This window comes from Pantoea sp. GCM10028869 (assembly GCF_042666835.1).
GTDB lineage: Bacteria > Pseudomonadota > Gammaproteobacteria > Enterobacterales > Enterobacteriaceae > Pantoea > Pantoea leporis.
On sequence record NZ_JBHTGO010000003.1, the window covers coordinates 534,407 to 555,804 of the forward strand.

At 57.0% G+C, this 21,398-nt stretch carries 18 protein-coding genes; 11 read left to right on the forward strand and 7 right to left on the reverse strand.

The features are described from left to right. Positions 1-8 precede the first annotated feature (8 nt). The gene (locus tag ACFQW4_RS10300; protein WP_225608150.1) at positions 9-170 is read left to right on the forward strand and encodes a hypothetical protein; all 162 of its coding nucleotides are present in this window, start codon (positions 9-11) and stop codon (positions 168-170) included. Positions 171-253: 83 nt separating this feature from the next. Here the strand turns inward: ACFQW4_RS10300 and ACFQW4_RS10305 are convergent, their stop codons facing one another. Both ACFQW4_RS10305 and ACFQW4_RS10310 read right to left on the reverse strand, forming a co-directional pair. Further along, complete coding sequence (locus tag ACFQW4_RS10305; RefSeq protein WP_377725165.1) at positions 254-2,647, reverse strand: TIM-barrel domain-containing protein; 2,394 nt, start codon at positions 2,645-2,647, stop codon at positions 254-256. A 14-nt stretch (positions 2,648-2,661) separates the two neighbouring features. Beyond that, complete coding sequence (locus tag ACFQW4_RS10310; protein ID WP_110866104.1) at positions 2,662-3,963, reverse strand: MFS transporter; 1,302 nt, start codon at positions 3,961-3,963, stop codon at positions 2,662-2,664. Between the two features lie 230 nt (positions 3,964-4,193). On the opposite strand from ACFQW4_RS10310, the gene uxuA reads away from it, so the two are divergent. The 3 genes from uxuA (at position 4,194) to uxuR (ending at position 7,700) form a co-directional block, all read left to right on the forward strand. After that, entirely contained in the window at positions 4,194-5,387 is a 1,194-nt protein-coding gene (gene uxuA, locus ACFQW4_RS10315) for a mannonate dehydratase (RefSeq protein WP_377725167.1), read from the forward strand. Continuing rightward, positions 5,384-6,802: a glucuronate isomerase gene (gene uxaC / locus ACFQW4_RS10320; RefSeq protein WP_377725371.1), complete on the forward strand. Its 1,419-nt coding sequence runs from the start codon at positions 5,384-5,386 to the stop codon at positions 6,800-6,802. Before uxuA ends, uxaC begins: the two co-directional genes overlap by 4 nt. A gap of 121 nt (positions 6,803-6,923) precedes the next feature. Next, positions 6,924-7,700 (forward strand): Uxu operon transcriptional regulator, encoded by a 777-nt coding sequence (gene uxuR, locus ACFQW4_RS10325; protein ID WP_137385745.1) that lies wholly within the window; start codon positions 6,924-6,926, stop codon positions 7,698-7,700. A 158-nt stretch (positions 7,701-7,858) separates the two neighbouring features. Here the strand turns inward: uxuR and ACFQW4_RS10330 are convergent, their stop codons facing one another. The 4 genes from ACFQW4_RS10330 to ACFQW4_RS10345 all read right to left on the reverse strand — a co-directional run bounded on the left by ACFQW4_RS10330 (position 7,859) and on the right by ACFQW4_RS10345 (position 12,789). Then, on the reverse strand, positions 7,859-9,241 hold the full coding sequence (locus ACFQW4_RS10330) for a M24 family metallopeptidase (RefSeq protein ID WP_377725170.1): 1,383 nt from the start codon (positions 9,239-9,241) through the stop codon (positions 7,859-7,861). Between the two features lie 590 nt (positions 9,242-9,831). Then, positions 9,832-11,124 carry a sorbosone dehydrogenase family protein gene (locus tag ACFQW4_RS10335; protein WP_101764461.1) on the reverse strand — a complete coding sequence of 431 codons (1,293 nt, stop codon included), beginning with the start codon at positions 11,122-11,124 and terminating at the stop codon, positions 9,832-9,834. Continuing rightward, complete coding sequence (locus tag ACFQW4_RS10340; protein ID WP_377725172.1) at positions 11,121-11,543, reverse strand: DUF2231 domain-containing protein; 423 nt, start codon at positions 11,541-11,543, stop codon at positions 11,121-11,123. Before ACFQW4_RS10340 ends, ACFQW4_RS10335 begins: the two co-directional genes overlap by 4 nt. 130 nt (positions 11,544-11,673) lie before the next feature. Beyond that, complete coding sequence (locus tag ACFQW4_RS10345) at positions 11,674-12,789, reverse strand: ABC transporter substrate-binding protein (protein WP_377725174.1); 1,116 nt, start codon at positions 12,787-12,789, stop codon at positions 11,674-11,676. A 324-nt stretch (positions 12,790-13,113) separates the two neighbouring features. Here ACFQW4_RS10345 and ACFQW4_RS10350 point away from each other — a divergent pair, with 324 nt between their 5' ends. The 6 genes from ACFQW4_RS10350 (at position 13,114) to ACFQW4_RS10375 (ending at position 19,497) form a co-directional block, all read left to right on the forward strand. Next, complete coding sequence (locus ACFQW4_RS10350; protein WP_137385741.1) at positions 13,114-14,268, forward strand: mandelate racemase family protein; 1,155 nt, start codon at positions 13,114-13,116, stop codon at positions 14,266-14,268. A 61-nt stretch (positions 14,269-14,329) separates the two neighbouring features. Further along, positions 14,330-15,961, forward strand: coding sequence for an ABC transporter substrate-binding protein (locus ACFQW4_RS10355; protein ID WP_277974831.1), 1,632 nt, complete (start codon positions 14,330-14,332; stop codon positions 15,959-15,961). Then, complete coding sequence (locus ACFQW4_RS10360; protein ID WP_101764466.1) at positions 15,958-16,983, forward strand: ABC transporter permease; 1,026 nt, start codon at positions 15,958-15,960, stop codon at positions 16,981-16,983. The genes ACFQW4_RS10355 and ACFQW4_RS10360 overlap by 4 nt, the downstream gene beginning before the upstream one ends. Beyond that, the gene (locus ACFQW4_RS10365) at positions 16,980-17,885 is read left to right on the forward strand and encodes an ABC transporter permease (protein ID WP_101764467.1); all 906 of its coding nucleotides are present in this window, start codon (positions 16,980-16,982) and stop codon (positions 17,883-17,885) included. Before ACFQW4_RS10360 ends, ACFQW4_RS10365 begins: the two co-directional genes overlap by 4 nt. Next, entirely contained in the window at positions 17,857-18,723 is an 867-nt protein-coding gene (locus ACFQW4_RS10370) for an ABC transporter ATP-binding protein (protein WP_377725176.1), read from the forward strand. The genes ACFQW4_RS10365 and ACFQW4_RS10370 overlap by 29 nt, the downstream gene beginning before the upstream one ends. A gap of 18 nt (positions 18,724-18,741) precedes the next feature. Continuing rightward, complete coding sequence (locus ACFQW4_RS10375) at positions 18,742-19,497, forward strand: ABC transporter ATP-binding protein (protein WP_377725373.1); 756 nt, start codon at positions 18,742-18,744, stop codon at positions 19,495-19,497. Between the two features lie 797 nt (positions 19,498-20,294). On the opposite strand, the gene ACFQW4_RS10380 is transcribed toward ACFQW4_RS10375, so the two are convergent. Then, positions 20,295-20,933, reverse strand: coding sequence for an RpiB/LacA/LacB family sugar-phosphate isomerase (locus ACFQW4_RS10380; RefSeq protein WP_377725179.1), 639 nt, complete (start codon positions 20,931-20,933; stop codon positions 20,295-20,297). A gap of 128 nt (positions 20,934-21,061) precedes the next feature. On the opposite strand from ACFQW4_RS10380, the gene ACFQW4_RS10385 reads away from it, so the two are divergent. Next, a complete protein-coding gene (locus tag ACFQW4_RS10385) occupies positions 21,062-21,391 on the forward strand; it encodes a cupin domain-containing protein (protein ID WP_101764470.1) in 330 nt (109 codons plus the stop codon). The last annotated feature ends 7 nt before the right edge of the window (positions 21,392-21,398 follow it).

Genomic DNA, 21,398 nt, shown 5'->3' on the forward strand with positions numbered 1-21,398 from the left:
AAATGTGAATGGCGAATCAGGGGCAAAATCTGGATGCGGAAGAGGTGGGATTAACCGCGAAGAAAATTAAAATCGATGCGTTTCTTGAACTGATTCTGGCAGGAAAGATCAGCGATGCGACAACGGTCACCGCGTTTCTGTTGGCGCGAGCGAAAGGGTTAATCGACTGATCTCTCTACTTTATTCCAGGTGCGCATGAATGCGCACCTTACGAATACAACATCGATGTTGTGCCGCCATTCAGGGCGATCGATTACTCCGCAGCAATATCCGCTAACACCGCTTCTGCCTGCGCCTTATCCACCGCCACGCCATCAATAAACAGCTGACGCTGTTCGCCCGGCGGCAATGTAACGTTCAGCGTTTGCCAGGCTGGCTGGAAGCTACCTTTGCGCTGGAAGTTGAGGTGAATCGCCTCAGCATCGCTGCGCATTTTCCAGTAGAGCCACAGCGCATTGCCCTGCTGATAACCCCAGCTTTCGCCATCATCCTCAAACAGCATACCGTGGCTGACACCTTTGCCTTTCAGCGGGAACAGCTGCAAGGTGCGGCGATCGTCAGTTTTAGTGTCAACATGACGCAGGCGCTCGCTGAGCGGTAAGCCCGCTCCGGCACGCACCAGCATCGGCTGGGTTTCCAGCGGAGCCGCCAGCGTGATCCATTGACCGCCTCTGAACCATTGCTGGGTAGCGAAGTCATACCAGCCAGTTTGGTTGTCGGGCAGCCACAGACGACGCTCGCGCTGGCCGGGTTCGACCACGCTGGCCACCAGCAGATCGCGGCCCAGCATAAACTCATCGCACTCGGCGAACGTCTGCGCATCCTGTTCATGATCGAGGAAAGTCGGACGCAGCATCGGTTCATCGTCAGCATGCGCCTGCCACAGTAACGTATAGAGGTAAGGCAGCAGACGATAACGCAGTTCAATCGCGGCGCGGATCGCAGGCGTAGCCGCCGGATACATCCAGGGTTCATTGACGGTGTGATCGTCATTCCACGAGTGAATGGTGAAACGCGGATGCATCACGCCGTTTTGTACCCAGCGCACAAACAGTTCTGCATCTGGTTTATCGCCGGAGAAGCCACCGACGTCGTGCCCTACGTTGTACAAACCGGACAGGCTCATACCCAATCCCATGCGGATGTTGTAACGCAACGTGGTCCAGTTGGTGCGGTTATCGCCGCTCCAGGTTTGCACATAGCGCTGCATCCCGGCGCAACCCGAACGGGAAATCAGGAAAGGACGTTTTTCCGGCGCGAAGCGCTGTTGCGCTTCCATCGAGGCGCGCATCATCAGCAGCGGCATCACCGGGCGAATGTGTTTGATGGCAATTGGCGTGCCGAAACCGTGACAACGCGCTTCGCCGTCCCACACTTCATATTCGTTATTATCGTTCCAGGTGGAATCGATGCCCTTTTCCAGCAGCTGTTTGGTGACGTTTTCCTGCCACCAGGCGACGGCTTGCGGATGGGTAAAATCGAGATGTGAACCTTCGTCATCCCAGAACACCGAACGTTCAGGCGCATCTTCTTCGGAGTCACGAATAAACAGCCCTTGTTCCGCCACTTCGTTATAACGCGGATGATCCTGCAACAGACACGGTTTGATATTGGCGGCGAGGCGCAAGCCGGCGTCGTGAAACGCCTGGCTCATCACCTCCGGCTGCGGCACTTTGTCGTAGTTCCAGTTGAACACGTAGCGCTTGTTGTTAATTGAGGTGTAGCCGGACGAGAGCTGGAATGAATCGCACGGAATTTCGTGCTCTTCGCAGAGACGAATGAAGTTCATCAGCTGATGTTGTGCATCCGGCGCATCGGTGTAATGCATGGTTGAACCGCTGTAGCCGAGGCTCCATTTCGGGCCGAACAACGTTTTACCTGTGAGACGCACAAAGGCTTTGGTGACATCCAGTACCTTGTCACCAACAAACAGGTAATAGTCGATATCACCGCTTTCCGCCTGCCAGCGGCGATACGGTTGGTGATAGTTATCGAGTTCATTACCCAGATCAAACCAGCTGCTGCTGAGGTTATCGTAATAGAGACCAAAGCTAACATCGGTACGACGGGTGATGGTAAAAGGCACATGCTTGTACAGCGGATCGGTGGAGGCCGCGTTGTAGCCCATCGCATCAAGGTTACGCATCTCATAGCGCTGGCCATTACGCTGCAAATCGCCGGTTTTCTCGCCTAGACCATAATAGCGATCGTCGTTCATGCGGCACTGATAGTGCGCCACGCCATCCCCGTGCGCGTTGATTTGATAAGCGCTGGTTGGACGGTCGCAGGTCAGCAGCTGCCATGCGCCGTGGCTGTCGCAATATTGCCACTCCAGCGCCAGCGGTTGATGGACGATCACCCGCAGCTTATCGGTGGCCACCACCAGCGTGTCGCCCTCTTCTTCCAGCGTGAACGATGGCAAGGTGAATCCGGCCAGGCTGTCACGCTGACGCCCTTCCCACGGCACATCACTTTGTGGCGCGATGCTCCAGGTGCGATCGAGGCTGTATGCGCCATGACGTTTAATCGCCACGCGGAACATGCCCGTTTCCAGCACATACAGACACAGCGTGTGTTTGCCGTCGACGGTTAACGCCACGTGGTGTGCATCGGAACCGGCTAATGACCAATTTTTTAACGTTTTCATCGTTACCCACTTTTTCATGCGCGCTGGGCGCGACGTTCAGCAATAAAAGCAATCAGGAATACGGCGCCAATCAGGTCGAAGAAGCCCATGGCGACAAACAGCGGATTAAAGCCAATGGTGTCGGCGGTAACGCCGATCAGCAGTGAGAACAGGAAGCTGGAGATCCAGGCGAACGAGCCGCGCATGCCGTTGACGGTGGCCATCTGGCCTTTATCAAACTTCTCCACCACCAGCGCGCTCAGCATGCAGGAGATGATCTGATGGCCGAAACCACCAATCGAGATCAGCGCAATCGCTACGTAAGGATCTTTAGTGACCGCCACCAGCGCCAGCGACAGCATCAGGAAAGCGCCCGTCACCGAACTCGCCACCACGGAATTAACCTGGGTAAAACCAAAGATTTTGGTGTAGAGCCGCGTCAGATAGCCGCTGGCCGCGCTGCCTAAATCGGCGGCGAGGAACGGCAGCCAGGCGAACATAGCAATCTGCTTCAGATCCATACCCAGCTCTTTCGCCAGATAGAGCGGCACCCAGAAGCTCAGCACGCCCCAGGCAGGTTCAGCCATAAAGGCGGGAATGGCGATGCCGTAAAAACGTTTGTTTTTCGACACGGTTTTCAGCGCGGTAAAGAACGGCAGTTTCACTGCTGGCGGTTCATTATCCTGACGAATAAATTCCAGTTCCGAGGCCTGCAGATTGGGATGCTGCTCCGGATCGCGATAGAACAACCACCACAGCACCACCCAACCCAACGCCAGGCAGCCGGTGAACAGGAACGCGCCCTGCCAGCCAAAGGAAGCGTGCGCAAAGTAGATAATCGGCGGTGCCAGCATCGCGCCAAGCGAGAAGCCCACGCCCGCCCATCCGGCGGCGATAGGACGCTCTTTTTTCGGGAACCATTCGCCAATCACTTTGGCGTTAGCGGGCGTGGCTGCTGCTTCTGCACCGCCCATGACAAAACGCAGGATAGCCAGATGCACCCAACTGGCCGCGCCAGCGTGGAACAAACAGGCGACGGCCCAAATGGTGGCGCAGATCAGGAAGCCGACTTTCAGGCCAATAACGTCGATCAGCCAGCCGCAAATCGGTTGAAAGAAGGTATACGCCAGCTGGAATGCGCCAACGATCCAGGAATATTGTTCGGTGGTGATGTTGAGGCTGGTTTTGAGCTCCGGTGCCAGCAAGCCCAACGAGTTACGGGTGATGTAGTTGACCGTGACGCCTGCTAAGAACAGCACCAATACCCACCAGCGCAGATTGCGCAAGGTGCGTTTGGTGCCTGCGGCGGTTATCCCTGGGTTTAAACTGCGGTTCATCTGATTCTCCGTTAGTGAGTCATTTATAACCATCCGCCAGGAGTGAACCACAGTTGCGAAAAGTGGTCGCCAGATTGATGTCGCAAATGTGATCTGGTTAACCAAAATCACTTACCAGGTTGACTTAACCCCGTAAAGAGCAGAGTTTTAATCCGGAATCGCGTAGTTATTATCTGATGTAGCGCGCTAATAAAGAATATTGGTCAACCAATAGTGAGTGAGGTAACAACATGAAGCAGACCTGGCGCTGGTACGGCCCCAACGATCCTGTCTCTCTGTCCGATGCGCGCCAGGCGGGCGCAACCGGCATCGTCACCGCACTGCACCACATCCCTAATGGCGAAGTGTGGTCAGTCGACGAAATCATGCAGCGCAAGGCGCAGGTGGAAGCCGCCGGTTTGGTGTGGTCGGTGGTGGAGAGCGTGCCGATTCATGAAGAGATTAAAACAGGCAGCGGCCGCTGCCAGCACTGGATCAGCAATTATCAGCAGTCGCTGCGCAACCTGGCGCAGTGCGGCATTAAAACCGTGTGCTACAACTTCATGCCGATCCTTGACTGGACGCGCACCGATCTCGAATATCTGCTGCCGGATGGCGCGAAAGCCCTGCGTTTTGATCAGATTGAGTTCGCGGTGTTTGAACTGCACATTCTGCAGCGTCCCGGCGCGGAGCAGGATTACAGTGCGCAAGAGATCGCCGAGGCTGCTGAACGCTTTGCAACGATGAGTGAAGAGCACCGTAACCGCCTGATGCGCAACATCATCGCCGGTTTGCCGGGTGCGGAGGAAGGCTACACGCTGGATCAATTCCGCGCCCAGCTGGCGCGTTATCAAGGTATCGGTAAGGCCGAGCTGCGAGAGAATTTTGCCACCTTCCTGCGCGCCATTGTCGCGGTGGCGGAAGAAGTGGGCGTACGCATGGCGGTACATCCAGACGATCCGCCACGCCCAATTCTCGGCTTGCCGCGCATCGTTTCCAACGCCGACGATCTGCAATGGATGATCGATACCGTCAGCAGCCCCGCCAACGGTTTCACCATGTGTACCGGCTCGTACGGCGTGCTGGCAGAGAATGATTTAGCCGGCATGATCAAGCGCTTCGGCCCACGCATCTACTTCGCGCATCTGCGCTCCACCAAGCGGGAAGAGAACCCCAACAGCTTCCACGAAGCCGCGCATTTGGGTGGCAATGTCGATATGTTTGCGGTGATCAAAGCGATTGCCGAAGAGGAACAGCGACGTAAAGCCGCGGGGGAGGAAGATTTGATTCCAATGCGTCCCGACCACGGCCACCAGATGCTGGATGACCTGAAGAAGAAAACCAATCCCGGCTACTCGGCGATCGGTCGCCTCAAAGGATTGGCGGAAATTCGCGGCGTCGAACTGGCGATCCACCGCGCCTATTTTGCTCAGGAAGCCCAATAATGCGCTTTATGGATGAAGATTTTCTGCTGCAGAGCGACGTCGCGCGGCGCTTGTACCACGACTTCGCTGCGGATATGCCAATCTACGATTATCACTGTCACCTCAATCCTCAGGAGATTGCTGAAGATCGTCGCTTCGCCAACCTCGGCCAAATCTGGCTGGAAGGCGATCACTACAAATGGCGCGCGCTGCGCGCTGCGGGCGTCGATGAGTCGTTGATTACCGGCAAGAGCACCAGCGACTACGACAAGTATCTCGCCTGGGCGCAAACGGTGCCAAAAACCCTCGGTAACCCGCTCTATCACTGGACGCACCTTGAACTGCGGCGCCCGTTTGGCATCACCGATACGCTGTTTGGCCCGGACACCGCGCCTGCGATCTGGCAGCGCTGTGCGGAACAGCTGGCGACGCCGGAATTTTCCGCGCGCGGCATCATGCACCAGATGAAGGTGCGCATGGTCGGCACCACCGACGATCCGGTTGATTCACTGCACTATCACCGCCAAATCGCCGATGACCGCAGCTTTGATATTGACGTTGCGCCGAGCTGGCGTCCGGACAAGGTCTTCAAAATCGAGCTGGAGGGTTTTGTCGACTATCTTGCTCGTCTGGAAGCCGCCGCCGATGTCGCCATCGACAGCTTCGAGGCGCTACGCCGCGCGCTGTTACGACGCCTTGACCACTTCTCCGCCCACGGTTGTCGCGCCTCAGACCACGGTATTGAAACCCTGCGCTTTGCGCCGGTGCCGGACGACCGCGTGCTCGATACGATTTTGGCGAAACGTCGCCGTGGCGATGCGCTGGATGAATTGGAAATCGCCCAGTTCAGCAGCGCAGTGTTGGTGTGGCTTGGCAGCGAATATGCGCGACGCGGCTGGGTAATGCAGCTGCACATCGGCGCGATCCGTAACAACAGCACGCGCATGTTCCGCCAGCTCGGGCCAGACAGCGGGTTTGATTCGATTGGCGATAACAATATTGCCTGGCCGCTGGCGCGCCTGCTGGATGCGATGGACCTCAACGATCAGCTGCCGAAAACCATTCTCTATTGCCTCAATCCGCGCGATAACGAAGTGCTGGCTACTATGGCGGGCAACTTCCAGGGCGCGGGCGTTGCCGGCAAGGTGCAGTTCGGTTCCGGTTGGTGGTTCAACGATCAGCGCGACGGCATGCTGCGTCAACTGGAGCAACTGTCGCAAATCGGCTTGCTCAGCCAGTTTGTCGGTATGCTGACCGATTCACGCAGCTTCCTCTCCTACACGCGCCACGAATACTTCCGCCGTATTCTGTGCAATCTGCTGGCGCAGTGGGTAAAAGACGGCATTGTGCCGCACGATGAGCCGATGCTCGGCAACATGCTGCGCGACATCTGCTTTAACAATGCCGAACGCTATTTCGCGCTGAAAGCCCAGTGATGGTGGCCTGGTCACTGCGCGCCGTGACCAGGCCGATTCTTATTCGCTATGCTATAGTGCGCGTCTCTGAGTGAGGCTGTATCAGAGATTGTGAATCCTTTAACACACAGAAAAGAGCACGATGAAAACTCAAACTTCAGCACAGCGCCCTTATCAGGAAGTCGGGGAAATGCTCCGCCAGATGATCACGCAGAAGCAGTATGCGGTGGGCGAACGGCTGCCGCCGGAGCGCGAACTCGCCGCGCTATTGAATGTGACGCGTACGCTGGTGCGTGAAGCGCTGATTATGCTGGAGCTGGAAGGATTAATTGAGGTACGTCGCGGTGCGGGCATCTATGTGATTCACGATTCGCCGCAGCAACCTGTTTCGCTTCACAAAGCCAGCAACGATGCCGGACCGTTCGAGATGTTGCAGGCGCGTCAGCTGCTGGAGAGCAATATTGCCGAGTTCGCCGCGCTGCAGGCGACGCGTGAAGACATCATGAAGATGCGCCAGGCGCTGGAGCTGGAAGAGAAAGAGCTGGCGTCGGGAGCGGTCAACCAAAGTGAAAACGGTGATCGCAATTTCCATCTGGCGATTGCCGAAGCCACCCACAACAGCATGCTGGTTGAGCTGTTTAAGCAATCCTGGCAGTGGCGCGAAGATAACGTGATGTGGAGCCAACTGCATCGCCATCTGGTCAACAACGATTACCGCAAACAGTGGCTCGACGATCACAAAAAAATCCTCGCGACGCTGATCAAAAAAGACGCGCGCGCCGCCAAGCTGGCGATGTGGCAACATCTGGAAAATGTGAAACAGCGGCTGCTGGAGTTCTCAGACGTTGATGATATTGATTTCGATGGTTATCTGTTTGAATCCTGGCCGCTGTACGCCACCCATAATCCCCCTAACTAATTTGCGTTAACGGCTTACCTTGTAAGGCTAATTACCGAGAGCACACATTGAAGCGGCGCAATTCATTGCGCGATAAATCGCGCCGCTACGGAGGGTGCGCTGATTCGGTACGGCGCTTGACTGATCGGCATTACGCCATTCAGGGCGACCTCACGACATCAACTCACCACGCTAAACGCCTGATCCTTTGCTAAAAAGAACGGCCTTAGATACGCCACGCTATTCGATAAAGGCAAGATATCATCGCTGAGCTGAATGCCGATGGTTTCCCGCAGATAACGGCGGCGGATTTCGATGCGCTGCCACAGCGCCGGATAATGGTTGCGGATGTCGCTTTGCAGCGCCGCATCGGCCAGCACCACGCACTCTTCGGCGCTGGCACCGCTGTAGCCCGGCACTGACGGGATGATGTCAATTTGCAGCATCATGCCGCTCTCGAGCAATTCGGTGGACTGATGATAAATCGGCGACGACATCCACTCTTCGTCCGCCACCAGATGTCCCGGATTGAGGTGCCAGCCAAAACGGGCCTTCGGCAAAACCTGCTCGATAAGCTGGTACAGCGCACCACCGCTCATGCCGCAGCGAATGTTTTCCAGCCAGGCCACCACGGCTGAGAAATAGGGTTTGGCGATGCGCTCCAGATAATCTTGCTGGCCTGGCGGCAGCTCACTTTGATCGGCAATGACGAAGCCGCTGCGGCTGGAGAGTCCGCCTTTGAAGGCGGTGGTTAGCGAGAGCGGATCGCCGCGCTGCACTTTTTTGTCGGTGGGATAGAGGTTCGCTTTGTCGAAACGGTTGCCGGTGGCGGCGATAGTCACCACCGTGTTGCATTGCCCTTCGGCGTGCAGTAACGCGCCCAATTCTGTTTCACGCACGCCTACCTCGATGGCATTCAGCGCGTCCAGCATGCACTTTGACGCGAGGTTTGCGCCATATTCGTAATGGGCAATTTCATTGGCATTGCAGGTGGTGCGCGCGCCGTTATCGCCAATAAACAAGTGGATGGCATTTTCTAACATGGCGTCATCGTTGAGCGTGCGCTGAATGGCATCGACAATAAAGTACGGCAGATCAAACATCGCACGCCCATTGCCGGCGGCGGGCGTAAACATCTTCCATCCCACCAGCCCGACTTTATGGCCGTTCGCTAAGCCCGCATCATTGAAGAGACTTTCCAGCGGCACTTCATTGTCCATGGGCTGATTGGGAAGTGAGAAGTACGGCGTGTGCAGCAGCGCGGCCGCTGTGCGTGAGAAGCACGCCATTTTCAGGTTTTCGTTGCCCAGCACCAGCGTGCAAGCTCCGGAGTGATTCAGTAGCAGCAATCCCTCTTCAAAACGCGGGATAAATCCGCTCAGATATTCGAAATTGCCGCCGTGTTCCTTGTCGGCATAGATCACCAGCCAGTCAAAACCCTCGCGCCGCATGCCCGCCAGCAGCGCGTTCTTGCGCTGCACAAGCGTATCATCGGTGAGAAAAACCGGTTCAACGTCGCTGAACGTCATCGGCGCGGTAATTGGCCCAAACGTGATTGCCATGATGCACTTCCTCGCATTACAGAATGAGATGAGGATAGTCGCATTTTTAGCGCAGCGGATTTTGATCCACGCGAAAAAAGGCGGAGGGGTGAGCTCCGCCTTGTCTCAAGTTCCAGTCAGTGTGCCTGACCGGTCAGTTGCAAAAGGGCAACGATGATTTGAAGAATGATGCGGACGATGTCCAGCAGCAATCGAACAATTTCCATCACTTTCCTTCTCCTCTGAGAGGAGCGCGCCTTTCAGCTGCCGGGGCTTTGACTCCACCCGCCGACCGCCTAAGCACAATTGTGAGGAGTGCTGAGCGGCTCTCATTGTAAAAGCCACAGGCCAGCACCACCTGAAACCTGCCGGGATTTAACTATCCGCGCCCCTGGAGTCATCAGAAAAACAATGAGGCTTCGCTCGTCACTCAACACCTGTATAACCATACAGTATTATGGCAAAACTTGAAATATCTCGCCGCACATTTTATTATCGCTGTTGTGAGGAGTGCTGAGCACCCCGTTCGCGGCGCGGTTACCAGCCGTTTAGCGGACATAAAAAAAAGGATTTGGCTTAATGCCAAATCCTTTTTTATTACCTGCGATTAATTATCTGGCGGAACTGATACGCCAAATGGTATTTCCCGCATCATCGGCAATTAATACGCCGCCCTGCCGATCGGTGGCTAAACCAACCGGCAAGCCGCGCACCTGCTTCTGATCGTCGGTGAGGAAACCAGTCACCACCGGCTGTGGTTGTCCCACCGGTTTCCCATTCTCGAATTTCACCCACACCACCTGATAGCCGTTGAGCGGCGTACGGTTCCAGCTGCCGTGTTCGCTGATAAACGCCCCGCCGCGATACTGCGGCATATTATCCGCGCCGTAGAACAACAGACCGAGTGGTGCGACGTGCGAACTCAGGGCGTAATCCGGTTTAATCGCCTTCTCTACCAGATCCGGCCTCTGCGGCTGCGCGCGCTCATCCACGTGCTGGCCATAATAGCTGTACGGCCAGCCGTAGAAGCCTTTGTCCTGCACCGACGTCATGTAATCCGGCACTAAATCAGAACCGATCTCGTCGCGTTCATTCACAATCGCCCACAGCTTGCCGCTCTGCGGCTCCCACTGCAATCCGGTGGGATTGCGCAGGCCGCTGGCATAAATCCGGCTGGCACCGCTGGCCGCATCCACTTCCAGCACCGCCGCACGGCGATACTCCTCGCCAATGCCGTTTTCCGTCACGTTACTGTTCGAACCCACGCCAACGTACAGCTTGCTGCCGTCGGGGCTGGCGAGCAGCGATTTGGTCCAGTGATGATTAATCGGCCCGCCCGGCAGCTCGGTCACTTCCACCGGCGGCGTGCGGATCTCGGTTTGCCCGGTTTCATACGGGAATTTCACCAGGCTATCGGCGTTCGCCACATACAGCGTGTTGCCCACCAGCTGCATACCAAACGGCGCCGTCAGGTTGTCGATAAAGCGATGTTGCTCCCATTTGCCGTTAACGTTACGCAGCAAGGTAATGCGATTACCGCCCTCGCCGCCCTTGCCAGACGCTTTCTGCACAATGCCCATAATCAGCTGCTTCGGTGCGGTGGTCGGTTTCGGTGTGCCATTGGATTCCGCCACCAGCACATCATTGTTCGGCAGCACCAGCACCTGACGCGGATGCTGCAGATTGTCGGCGATCTTTTCGATCTTTAACCCGTCTGCCACTTTCGGCATTTCACCGGCTTTCCACGGCGTGCCTTCCGGCACCTGCATCGGCGGCATAAAGAAGTTTTGCGCCTGCGGCAGTTCAGGATTCGCACCGATTTGCTTTTGAGGATCGATCAGCGCCCCGTCGTCACAGGCGCTGAGCAGCATCGCGATGGCTACCGCACTGAGTAAGTGTTTCATACGCGACCTCCTTGCGTGCGACGTTGGCGCAACACCAGCTGCACGTTAGCGATCAGCAGCAGCGCCACCACCAGCGTCGACAGCGTGATGCCCAGTGGCACCACCGCGTAAGCATCGCGACTGTGAATGAAGGCATTCACCACCGCCAGCACGATCGCCAGCAGCGACAGCCAGAAATGGGTTTTCTCGGTCGGCCGCGCGCCACGGAATAAATAAACCAAACTGATTAAACGTGGCAGGATGGCCAGCACCAGACCGATAGTGATCAGCCAACTGGCGGATTTGGTCCACATGATGACGAAGGTTTGCAAATAGAGGATATCGAAAAACCAGGCGGCGACAAAAAAGCCCAGCGGCAACGGTTCCAGCAGCGTATACAACGTCACACCGAACACCGATCTTCCTGAGGTATGAAACATTACTCTCTCCCTTACCGTATTATTGTCAGATGGTGCACGCGTTTCGCTTTTATAAAACAACGTGCAGCCACCTGTGAAATATTAGTAAAGATAAACAGTAACGTTTAACACTTATCTAACACACTCTAACTTAAGACTTATCTGCCGGCAGGCTTACCCAATAACCCGGTTGATACGGCAAAGGCAGAAACTTTTCGTGGAACTCACGGAACGTGGCGTCCGGATCAAGATCGGCAAACAGTTCAGGATGTAGCCACTTCGCCAGCGCCTGAATCGCGACAAACTGATACGGGCTGTCGTAGAACTGATGCCAGATGGCATGCGCGTTACCGTTGTGCGCCACCGGCAGTGTTTTGAAGGCATCACGCATCATTAGCAGGCGTAAACGCGCCGTCGCTTCTTTCACATCCGCACCGGGCCCCACGCCAACCCATCTACCCACGGTGTTGTAGTTTTTCCAGTTCGCGCCTGTCACCACCACCACATCGGGACGGCTGGCGATGATCTGCTCGGGATTGAGTGTGCCGAACGTGCCTGGAATCAACGCTTTGGCGATGTTGCTGCCGCCCGCCAGTTCTACCATCTGACCAAAGTTCTCGTTACCAAACGACATGCAGCACTCGTCGCTGTAGCCGCCAGCACGATCAATCATCACTTTCGGGCTCGTGCCGTTAAAGTTTTTCAGGCGATCGGTCACCTTTTCGATTTGCGCACGGCGGAACGCCACGATCTCTTCGGCGCGCTGTGGATTGTTAACCAGCTCGCCCATGATGCGGATGCTTTGCTCAGCATGTTCCATCGGCTTCTCGCGGAAGTCGATAAACACCACCGGCACGCCCACCGCTTGTAGCTTCTCGATCAGCTTGCCTTCGTCGGTCGCGGCTTTGGATTCGAGGTTCATCAGCACCAAATCGGGCTTCAGCGTCAGCGCCTGTTCGACGTTAAAGGTGCCATCTTTCGCGCCACCAAAGGTCGGCAGCTTTTTGATCTGCGGATATTTCTTTTCATACGCCATATAGCCGTCGTAGTCGGCTTTATGGAAATCGTCACGCCAGCCCACCACGCGCTGGAACGGCGCAGCGGTGTCAAACGCCGCCAGCAAATACATCTGACGCCCTTCGCCGAGAATGATGCGTTTAGACTCCTCCTTGACCTCGACCTGTCGTCCAGCCACATCGGTAATGGTTTTCGCCGCAGCGTGACCCGTCACCGCCAGTAATCCCAGTGCTATCAGCCATGATTTCATTTAATACACCTAGAATGATAATGATTATTATTTAAATTTCGCGGCGTCACTATTACCTGGCAGACAGGAAATGAAAAGCCCTGGATACACATTTTTTTACATTCCCCGCGCTTTTTCCCACTGTGCAATCGCTCACAAAATGCCCTTCATTCGTGAAAAACCTCACAGCTTACCGGGCAAATGCCCAATTAATCGCCGCGCTATCCCGCGCTTTGGCTAATGCGTAAACAAAATGCGAACGCTAAATTACAAAATGAAACGATGTTTTATTTTTTATGTTAATGCCTGATTTGGGCAAGCCACTGAGTTGAAGGAGGAGTTACCGTGAAGATCAGTGCCATTGATGTCACCCTGTTTAGCTACCCCACGCGACGCGTCTCTGACAGCGCCGGACATTCGCATCCCGGCGCAGAGACCGATGCCCAAATGGCGCTGCTAACGATCGCCAGCGAAGATGGCGATTGCGGCTACGCGTTTGCCCCCGCCGAAGTGATTCGGCCGCACGTGGTGAATGCCTTCTTCCGCAAAGTGCTCATTGGGCAAAATGCCTTTGATCGCGAGCGTCTGTGGCAGGATCTGGTGCACTGGCAGCGCGGTAGCGCCCATCAGCTCACCGAACGTGCGTTATCGGCGGTGGAACAGGCGTTGTGGGATTTGATTGGTCGCAAGCTCAAACAACCGGTCCACAAACTGCTTGGCGGTTATCGCGAGAAAATTCCCGCTTACGGCAGCACCATGTGCGGCGATGAGCTGGAAGGCGGTTTATCCACGCCCGATGAATACGCGCAGTTTGCCGAAAAACTGGTCGCGCGCGGTTATCAGGCCATCAAACTGCACACCTGGATGCCGCCGGTTTCATTCGCGCCCAGCACCCAAATGGACATCAAAGCCTGCGCCGCGGTGCGCGAAGCGGTCGGCCCGGACATCGCCCTGATGCTCGACGGCTATCACTGGTACAGCCGCAGCGAGGCGCTCACCATCGGCAAAGCGCTGGAAAAACTCAATTTCGCCTGGTTCGAAGAGCCGATGGAAGAGGAAAGCATGGCGTCATACGCGTGGCTGGCGGAAAACCTCAGCATTGACGTGCTCGGCCCGGAAAGTCTCGGCGGCAAACACCACAGCCGCGCCGATTGGGTGCGCGCTGGTGCCTGCGACATTCTGCGCGCTGGCGCTAACGGCGTCGGCGGCATCTCCGCCACCATGAAGGTCGCCAGCCTGGCCGAAGCCTTTGGTATGGATTGCGAAGTACACGGCAACGGTGCCGCCAGCATCGCGGTGGTCGGCGCTATCCGCAACTGCCGCTGGTACGAACGCGGTCTGCTGCATCCGTTCCTTGATTACGAACAGCCGCCGGCCTATCTCAACGCGCTGGTCGATCCCATGGACGCAGAGGGTTTTGTCCATCTGCCAACGCGTCCCGGACTTGGGGAGGACATCAATTTCGCGTGGATTGAGACACACACGCTAAATCGCTGGTAAGCGCCCAACACAAGCAGTACGGCATAAAAACGATAAACCTCTGACCTGCTGGACTTTGCTTATGAACCTGATGAACCCCTGCAGAGCGTGGTGCGCCGCGCTGCTGCTGCTCACCTGTAGCCCATCGTTGCTGGCGGCCACGCCAGACGACCAGCTGATTGTGGGCATGAACATGAATAACCTGCTCACGCTCGATCCCGCCGCCATGACCGGCAACGAAGTGGTCGGCATTGTCGTCAATCTCTATGACGGTTTAGTCGAGTTAGATCCGCAACAGCTCACCAACGTGCGCCCGGCGCTGGCGGAGCGCTGGGAGATCAGCCCCGACAATCGTCAACTCACCTTTCATCTGCGTGACAATGTCACCTTCCACTCCGGCAATCCGCTGAGCAGCGCCGATGTGATCTGGTCGATGCGCCGCGTGCTGCACCTGAATCTGGCGCAGGCCTCGGTATGGAAATCTTACGGCTTCAGCAAAGAGAACGTGGATGAGATGATTAGCGCGCCGGATGCGCGCACGGTAGTGATTCGCCTGCCCAAGCCCAACGATCCCAAACTGGTGCTCTACTCGCTGGCGGCGCTCGGCAGCATGGTGGTGCTCGACAGCAAAACTGTGCAGGCGCAGGCGGTGAATAACGACTGGGGCAATCGCTGGCTCACCACCCACGAAGCGGGTTCCGGACCGTTCCGCCTGGATGTGTGGCAGGCCAAAGATGTGCTGCGCATCAGCCGCGATGCCCACTACTGGCGCGGTGCGCCGAAGCTGACGCGTGTGGTGTTCCGTCATCTGCAGGAGTCGCAAACCTTGCGTCTGATGATGGAGAAAGGCGATCTCGATATTGCCAGCAACATGGCGATCCCCGATGTAAAAGCGCTGCGCCACGATCCCGATCTCACCATCGACGCGGTACAAAAAGGCACGATTTATTACCTGGCGATGAGCATGAAGGACGATCACTTCGCCCATCCGCAGGTACGCGAAGCACTGCGTTATCTGGTGGATTATCAGGGGATTAACAAAACGCTGATGGCCGGTTACGGCACGCTGCATCAGCGGCCAATTCAAGCCGGCATGCCGGCAACGCTGCCCGATCCTGGCTACAAGCTGGATGTGCCGCGCGCCAAAGCCTTGCTGGCCGCCGCCGGTTATCCCAACGGGTTTGATACCACGCTGCGCGTGCTGGCCGATCAGCCGTTCCTCAATGTCGCGATTGCGATTCAGTCCACGCTGATGCAGGGCGGCATTCGCGCCAAAATCATCACCGGCACCGGTAACCAGATTTACGGTGCGATGCGCGATCGTCAGTTCAATCTACTGGTCGGGCGCGGCGGCAGCGGCGTGGAGCCGCATCCGCACTCCAGCCTGCGCGCGCTGGTGTACAACCCCAATAACGCCGACAGCGCGCGCCTCACCAATTTTCAGGGCTGGCGCACCGGTTTTTATGACGCGCAGCTGAACAGCATGATCGATAAAGCGCTGCTGGAGCGCGATGTAAAACAGCAGCAGCAGGATTACTTCGCTATCCAGCAGCGCTACGACCAGCTGATTCCGGCGCTAATGCCAATCTCGCAAATGACCGATTCGGTGGTGGTGAATAATCGGGTGCAGGATTACGTGCCGCATCCATCGGCCACCACTTTCCTGCGTGACGTATGGAAAACGCCAGACAGCCTGGCGGGAGGTGCGCAATGAAGCTGACAAAAAGCCACTGGCGGCGCCTGCGTAGCCGCACCGTTCAGGTGGCGATCACGCTGTTTGGCCTGCTGTTGCTGACCTTCTTTATTGGTCGTGTGATGCCGCTCGATCCGGTGCTGGCGATTGTCGGGCCGGATGCCGATCACAACACCTATCAGCAGGTTTATCACCAACTCGGCTTCGATAAACCGCTGTGGGTGCAGTTTGGTATCTATCTGCAAGGCCTGCTGCACGGCAACCTGGGGCTGGCGCTACTGACCGGGCAGCCGGTGATCAACGATATCCTGCGCGTCTTCCCGGCCACGGTAGAACTGGCGACGCTGGCGATTGTGATTGGTACCGGCCTCGGCGTCCCGCTGGGCGTGTGGGCCGCCGCACGCCGCAACAGCGTGATTGACTATCTGGTGCGCATCATCAGCCTGGCGGGTTACTCCACGCCGATCTTCTGGGTGGGCATGGTGGGTCTGCTGCTGTTTTATGCCCATCTCGGCTGGGTCGGCGGCGCGGGCCGTGTTGATTTCAGTCTCGATGGCATTGTGCCGCGTCGCACCGGTTTTCTGCTGATCGATGCCTTGCTGGTGGGCGACTTCACGGTGTTCAGCAATGCACTTAATCATCTGATTCTGCCCGCCTCCCTGCTCGGCTTTCACTCGCTGGCTTACATCAGCCGCATGACGCGCAGCTTTATGCTGGCGCAACTGTCGCAGGAGTTCATTTTGACGGCGCGGGTGAAAGGACTCAGCGAATGGCAGGTGATTTGGCAGCACGCGTTCCGCAATATTCTGGTGCAGCTGCTCACGGTGGTGGCGCTGGCGTACGGCTCGCTGCTGGAAGGCGCGGTGCTGATTGAAACCGTGTTCTCATGGCCCGGTTTTGGGTCCTATCTCACCGGCAGTTTGATGCTCGGCGATATGAATGCGGTGATGGGCTGCGTGCTGGTGGTCGGCCTGATATTCGTGCTGCTCAATCTTCTCTCTGACCTGCTCTATCAGGTGTTCGATCCGAGGACCAAAGTATGACGATTTCTCTCGATACGCCGTTAGCCAGCCAGACGCGCGAACGGCTGGCGCGCTGTCGCCGCACCGGCGCGCGCATCGGCCATTTTCTCGGGCAAATGGCGCGCAACCCGCTAACCGCGATTGGCGGCGGCATCATTTTGCTGCTGCTGGTGGTGGCGCTGTTCGCACCCTGGATCGCGCCCTACCATCCGCTGATTCAGGATCTCAACAACGCGCTGACGCCGCCCAACGCGCAGCACTGGTTTGGCACCGATGAGTTTGGCCGCGACATCTTCAGCCGGCTGGTGTGGGGCGCGCGCATCACGCTGTATATTGTGCTGCTGGTGTCGATCACCGTGGGTCCGCTGGGCTTGCTGCTCGGCGTCACCGCCGGTTACTTCGGCGGTAAAGTAGATAGCGTATTGATGCGCGTCACCGACATCTTCATCTCCTTCCCTAGCCTGGTGCTGGCGCTGGCGTTTGTCGCCGCGCTCGGTCCGGGGCTGGAGCATGTGGTGATCGCCATTACGCTCACCGCCTGGCCGCCGATTGCCCGCCTGGCGCGCGCTGAAGCACTGTCGCTGCGTCAGGCCGATTTTGTCTCCGCGGTGCGCTTACAGGGCGCCTCGTCACTGCGCATTTTGTGGAAACACATTGTGCCGCTGTGCCTGCCGTCGGTGATTATCCGCATCACCATGAATATGGCGGGCATCATTCTCACCGCTGCCGGACTCGGTTTTCTCGGTTTGGGCGCGCAGCCGCCGGATCCGGAATGGGGTGCGATGATCGCCAGCGGCCGCACATACATGCTGGAGTGTTGGTGGGTGGTGACGGTGCCAGGTCTGGCGATTCTGATCAACAGCTTAGCGTTCAACTTCTTAGGAGATGGCTTACGTGACATCCTCGATCCCCGCAGCGAATAGCGCTGCACCGTTGCTCGACTTGCAGGATTTACAGGTCAATTTCGTCAATGGCCGGCTGGTGACGCCCGCCGTGCGCGGCATCTCCTTCCAGTTGGGCAAGGAGAAACTGGCGATTGTGGGTGAATCCGGTTCCGGCAAATCCACCGTTGGCCGCGCGTTGTTACAGCTGCATCCGCGCAGCGCGCAGGTCACGGCACAGCGCATGCAGTTTGGTGACGTGGACCTGCTGTGTGCCACGCCGGCGCAGATGCGCGCCATTCGCGGCAAGCGCATCTCCATGATTATGCAGGATCCGAAATATTCGCTGAATCCGGTGGTACGCGTGGGTGAGCAGATTGCTGAAGCCTGGCGCAGTCATCATCCCGGCCAGCGCGAGGTTGCGCGGCAGCGGGCGATGGAGATGCTCGACGTGGTGCAGGTGCGCGATCCGGGCCGCATCTATCAATGTTATCCGCATGAAATTTCCGGTGGTCAGGGCCAGCGCGTGATGATCGCCATGATGCTGATTACCGAGCCTGAGCTGCTGATTGCCGACGAACCCACTTCGGCGCTGGATGTTTCGGTGCGTTTGCAGGTGCTGGCGCTGCTGGATGATTTGGTGAAACAGCGCGGTCTGGGGCTGATTTTTATCAGTCACGACATCAATCTGGTGCGGCGTTTCTGTGACCGCGTGCTGGTGATGTATGCCGGGCGCGTGGTGGAGTCGCTGGCGGCCAGCGAACTCGCTCAGGCGCAGCATCCCTATACGCAAGGCCTACTCGCCGCGCTGCCCGATATGGACCAGCGTCGCGCCCGTCTGCCGGTGCTGCAACGTCAGGCCAGCTGGCTGCAAACCTAAGGAGCAATGATGAACGAGATGATCCGCGTGAGTAATCTCAACCTCAGTTTTGGTGAGGAGGAGCGACGTAATCAGGTGCTGTTCGACGTCAATTTGTCGATTCGCCAAGGTGAAATCTTTGGCCTGGTTGGCGAATCCGGATCGGGTAAAACCACGGTGCTGAAGTGCCTCGCCGGGCTGTTCACCCACTGGCACGGCGAGCTGGCGATTGATGGCGTGCCGCTGGCGCATCGCATCGCGCGCGAGCGCTGCCGCAGCGTGCAGATGGTGTTTCAGGATCCGTACGGATCGCTGCATCCACGCCACACCATCGGCGATATTCTCGAGGAGCCGCTGCAGATTCACGGCATCGGCCAGCGTCAGCAGCGCGTTATCGCCATGCTGGAGAAAGTTGGCCTCAATCGCGCGTGGCAAACCCGCTATCCGCACCAACTTTCTGGCGGTCAGCGCCAGCGCGTTGCCATCGCCCGCGCGCTGATTCTCGAACCGCGCGTATTGCTACTGGATGAACCGACCTCGGCACTGGATGTCTCGGTGCAAGCGGAGATCCTCAATCTGCTTAGTGATCTGCAGCAGCAGGAGAAGCTGACCTACTTGATAGTGACGCACGATCTCGGCGTGGTGGCGCATCTGTGCCATCGCGTGGCGGTGATGCAACACGGCAAAGTGCTGGAGACGCTGGATGTCGATGCGCTGGTGCACAATCGCGCGCAGGTGGCGTATACGCAGATGCTGGTGGATGCGAGTCGGCAGGATAACGGGGTTTTAGCGTAGGATCGCCATTTATGGCGTAATCCTTACTGATAAGGACATTTTGCTTTGAATAGGTAGCGGGCTCTAACACATCTGCTGCGTCACGGGCCGTCCTCGCGCCGCTAGCGCGGTGCCTTCGGCTTCCACGTTGTGCCAACGGACCGTTCGCGGATCGGCCTTCCCTGGCCGACCCCGAACTGCCTCGCGCATCCATGCGCGAGGCTCCTGGCCCAACGTAAAAGCCTCAGCGCTGCGAATAGCCCTTTTGCCGCAGCAGACGCGCCAGCGCCTCTAACCTATGAGCCCTTTTCAATAACACGCACTGAAGTTTAAGCAGGCCGGGGCCGCTTTTGGGCCGGCAATCCGCAGCGCTGAACGAAGCGAGGAAGCCAGGAGAGCCTGCAGGACGCGGGCGAAAGGCGGAGTCGGGACAAGGATGTCCCGTCTACGCCGGTCCGTCAGGCAGACGAGCGAAGTGAAGGTACCGCGATAGCGGCGCGAGGACCGCAGGACCAAAAGTGGCACCGGCCTGCGTACTCGTCACTGGCTTTAACTAACATGCATTACGTCGTCTGTGGTGACTTGAATGAACAATTGAGACGTCTGCAACGGTTGGTCGGTAGGATAAATACGCGTGACTGTTGAATCGAAGGGATAACAAAGTCGAGTGCTTCACTGACTCTGAAGCTGCCTAACTCTTAACGTCTTCTCCGACATTTTTTCCGACATTTCCTCCAACATTTTGATGCCGGAGTGCAAATGAAGAAGGACATAAACAGCAAAGCCAGGTTTCCCTGGCTTTGCTTAACCGATATTGATTACTGCGTCAGTTCACGCACAAAACCCACGATCTCCTGATTCTGCCCATGTTCAAACAGGCAATGCTGCAGGCGCGGGCCGCTCACTGCGGTTTTCACCAGCTCAGGATCGATGGCGCGCAGTGAATCAAGGTAATTCTCTTTCAGCAGCGCCGCTTTCACTTCGTTCAGAATGCCCGCATTACGCACCTGCGGCTCTTTGCGCTCTGGCGGGTAGCCGTGCCCTTTTTCACCGATAAAGGCTTTTTCGAAGATAAAGCGCAGGTTTAGTTCCGCTCCCCAGCCGAAACCTTTGGCGAACGGCAGCGACAGCGCATTGCCGTTGTTGATTTGCGCAAACAGGTAAGCATCCGCCGGATCGATGCAGTAGCCGCACACCACGCCGGGATGCAGGTTGAGCGACATCAACGCGCCCTGGCCGGTGCCGCAACCGGCCACCACGAAGTCCACCGCTTTGCTGTTAAGCAGTACGTTGGCCATGATGCCGAGGTGAATATAGGTAAGATGGTGATCCTGTTCGTCGCTCATACCGACGTTAAACACCTGATGCCCGAGCGGTTGCGCCACAGACTGAAGCTCTTTCAACACCGTTGCGTTCTTCGCAGCCTGGCTGTTTTCCATCATCAAAGCGATTTTCATGATCCATCCTCAGATTAAATTGAAACACCGTTTCATTTTAATCAAAGAACGTTAAAATGCAGCCTTTAAATGCCTTTTTGACTGTGAGTTAAGTCACATATTGACGATGCAACCTGCAAGGAGAAATCATGTTTATCTTTAAAAGCGCAACCCGACTGGACGATTTAGGTAACGGCGTAACGCGCCGAATACTGGCGCACGGCGGCACCCTGATGGCGGTGGAAGTCACCTTTAAGCAGGGTGCTGTCGGTCCGCTGCATCACCATCCGCATGAGCAGCTCACCTACGTGCTGTCCGGACGTTTTGCCTTCACCATTGATGGCGTTACCAAAGAAGTGAGCGCCGGCGATACGCTGTATAAAGCGCCGAACATTGTGCACGGTTGTGTGTGTCTGGAAGCGGGCGTATTGCTGGATACCTTTACGCCGCAACGCGAGGATTTTCTGGCGGCACCTTAACGTGCCG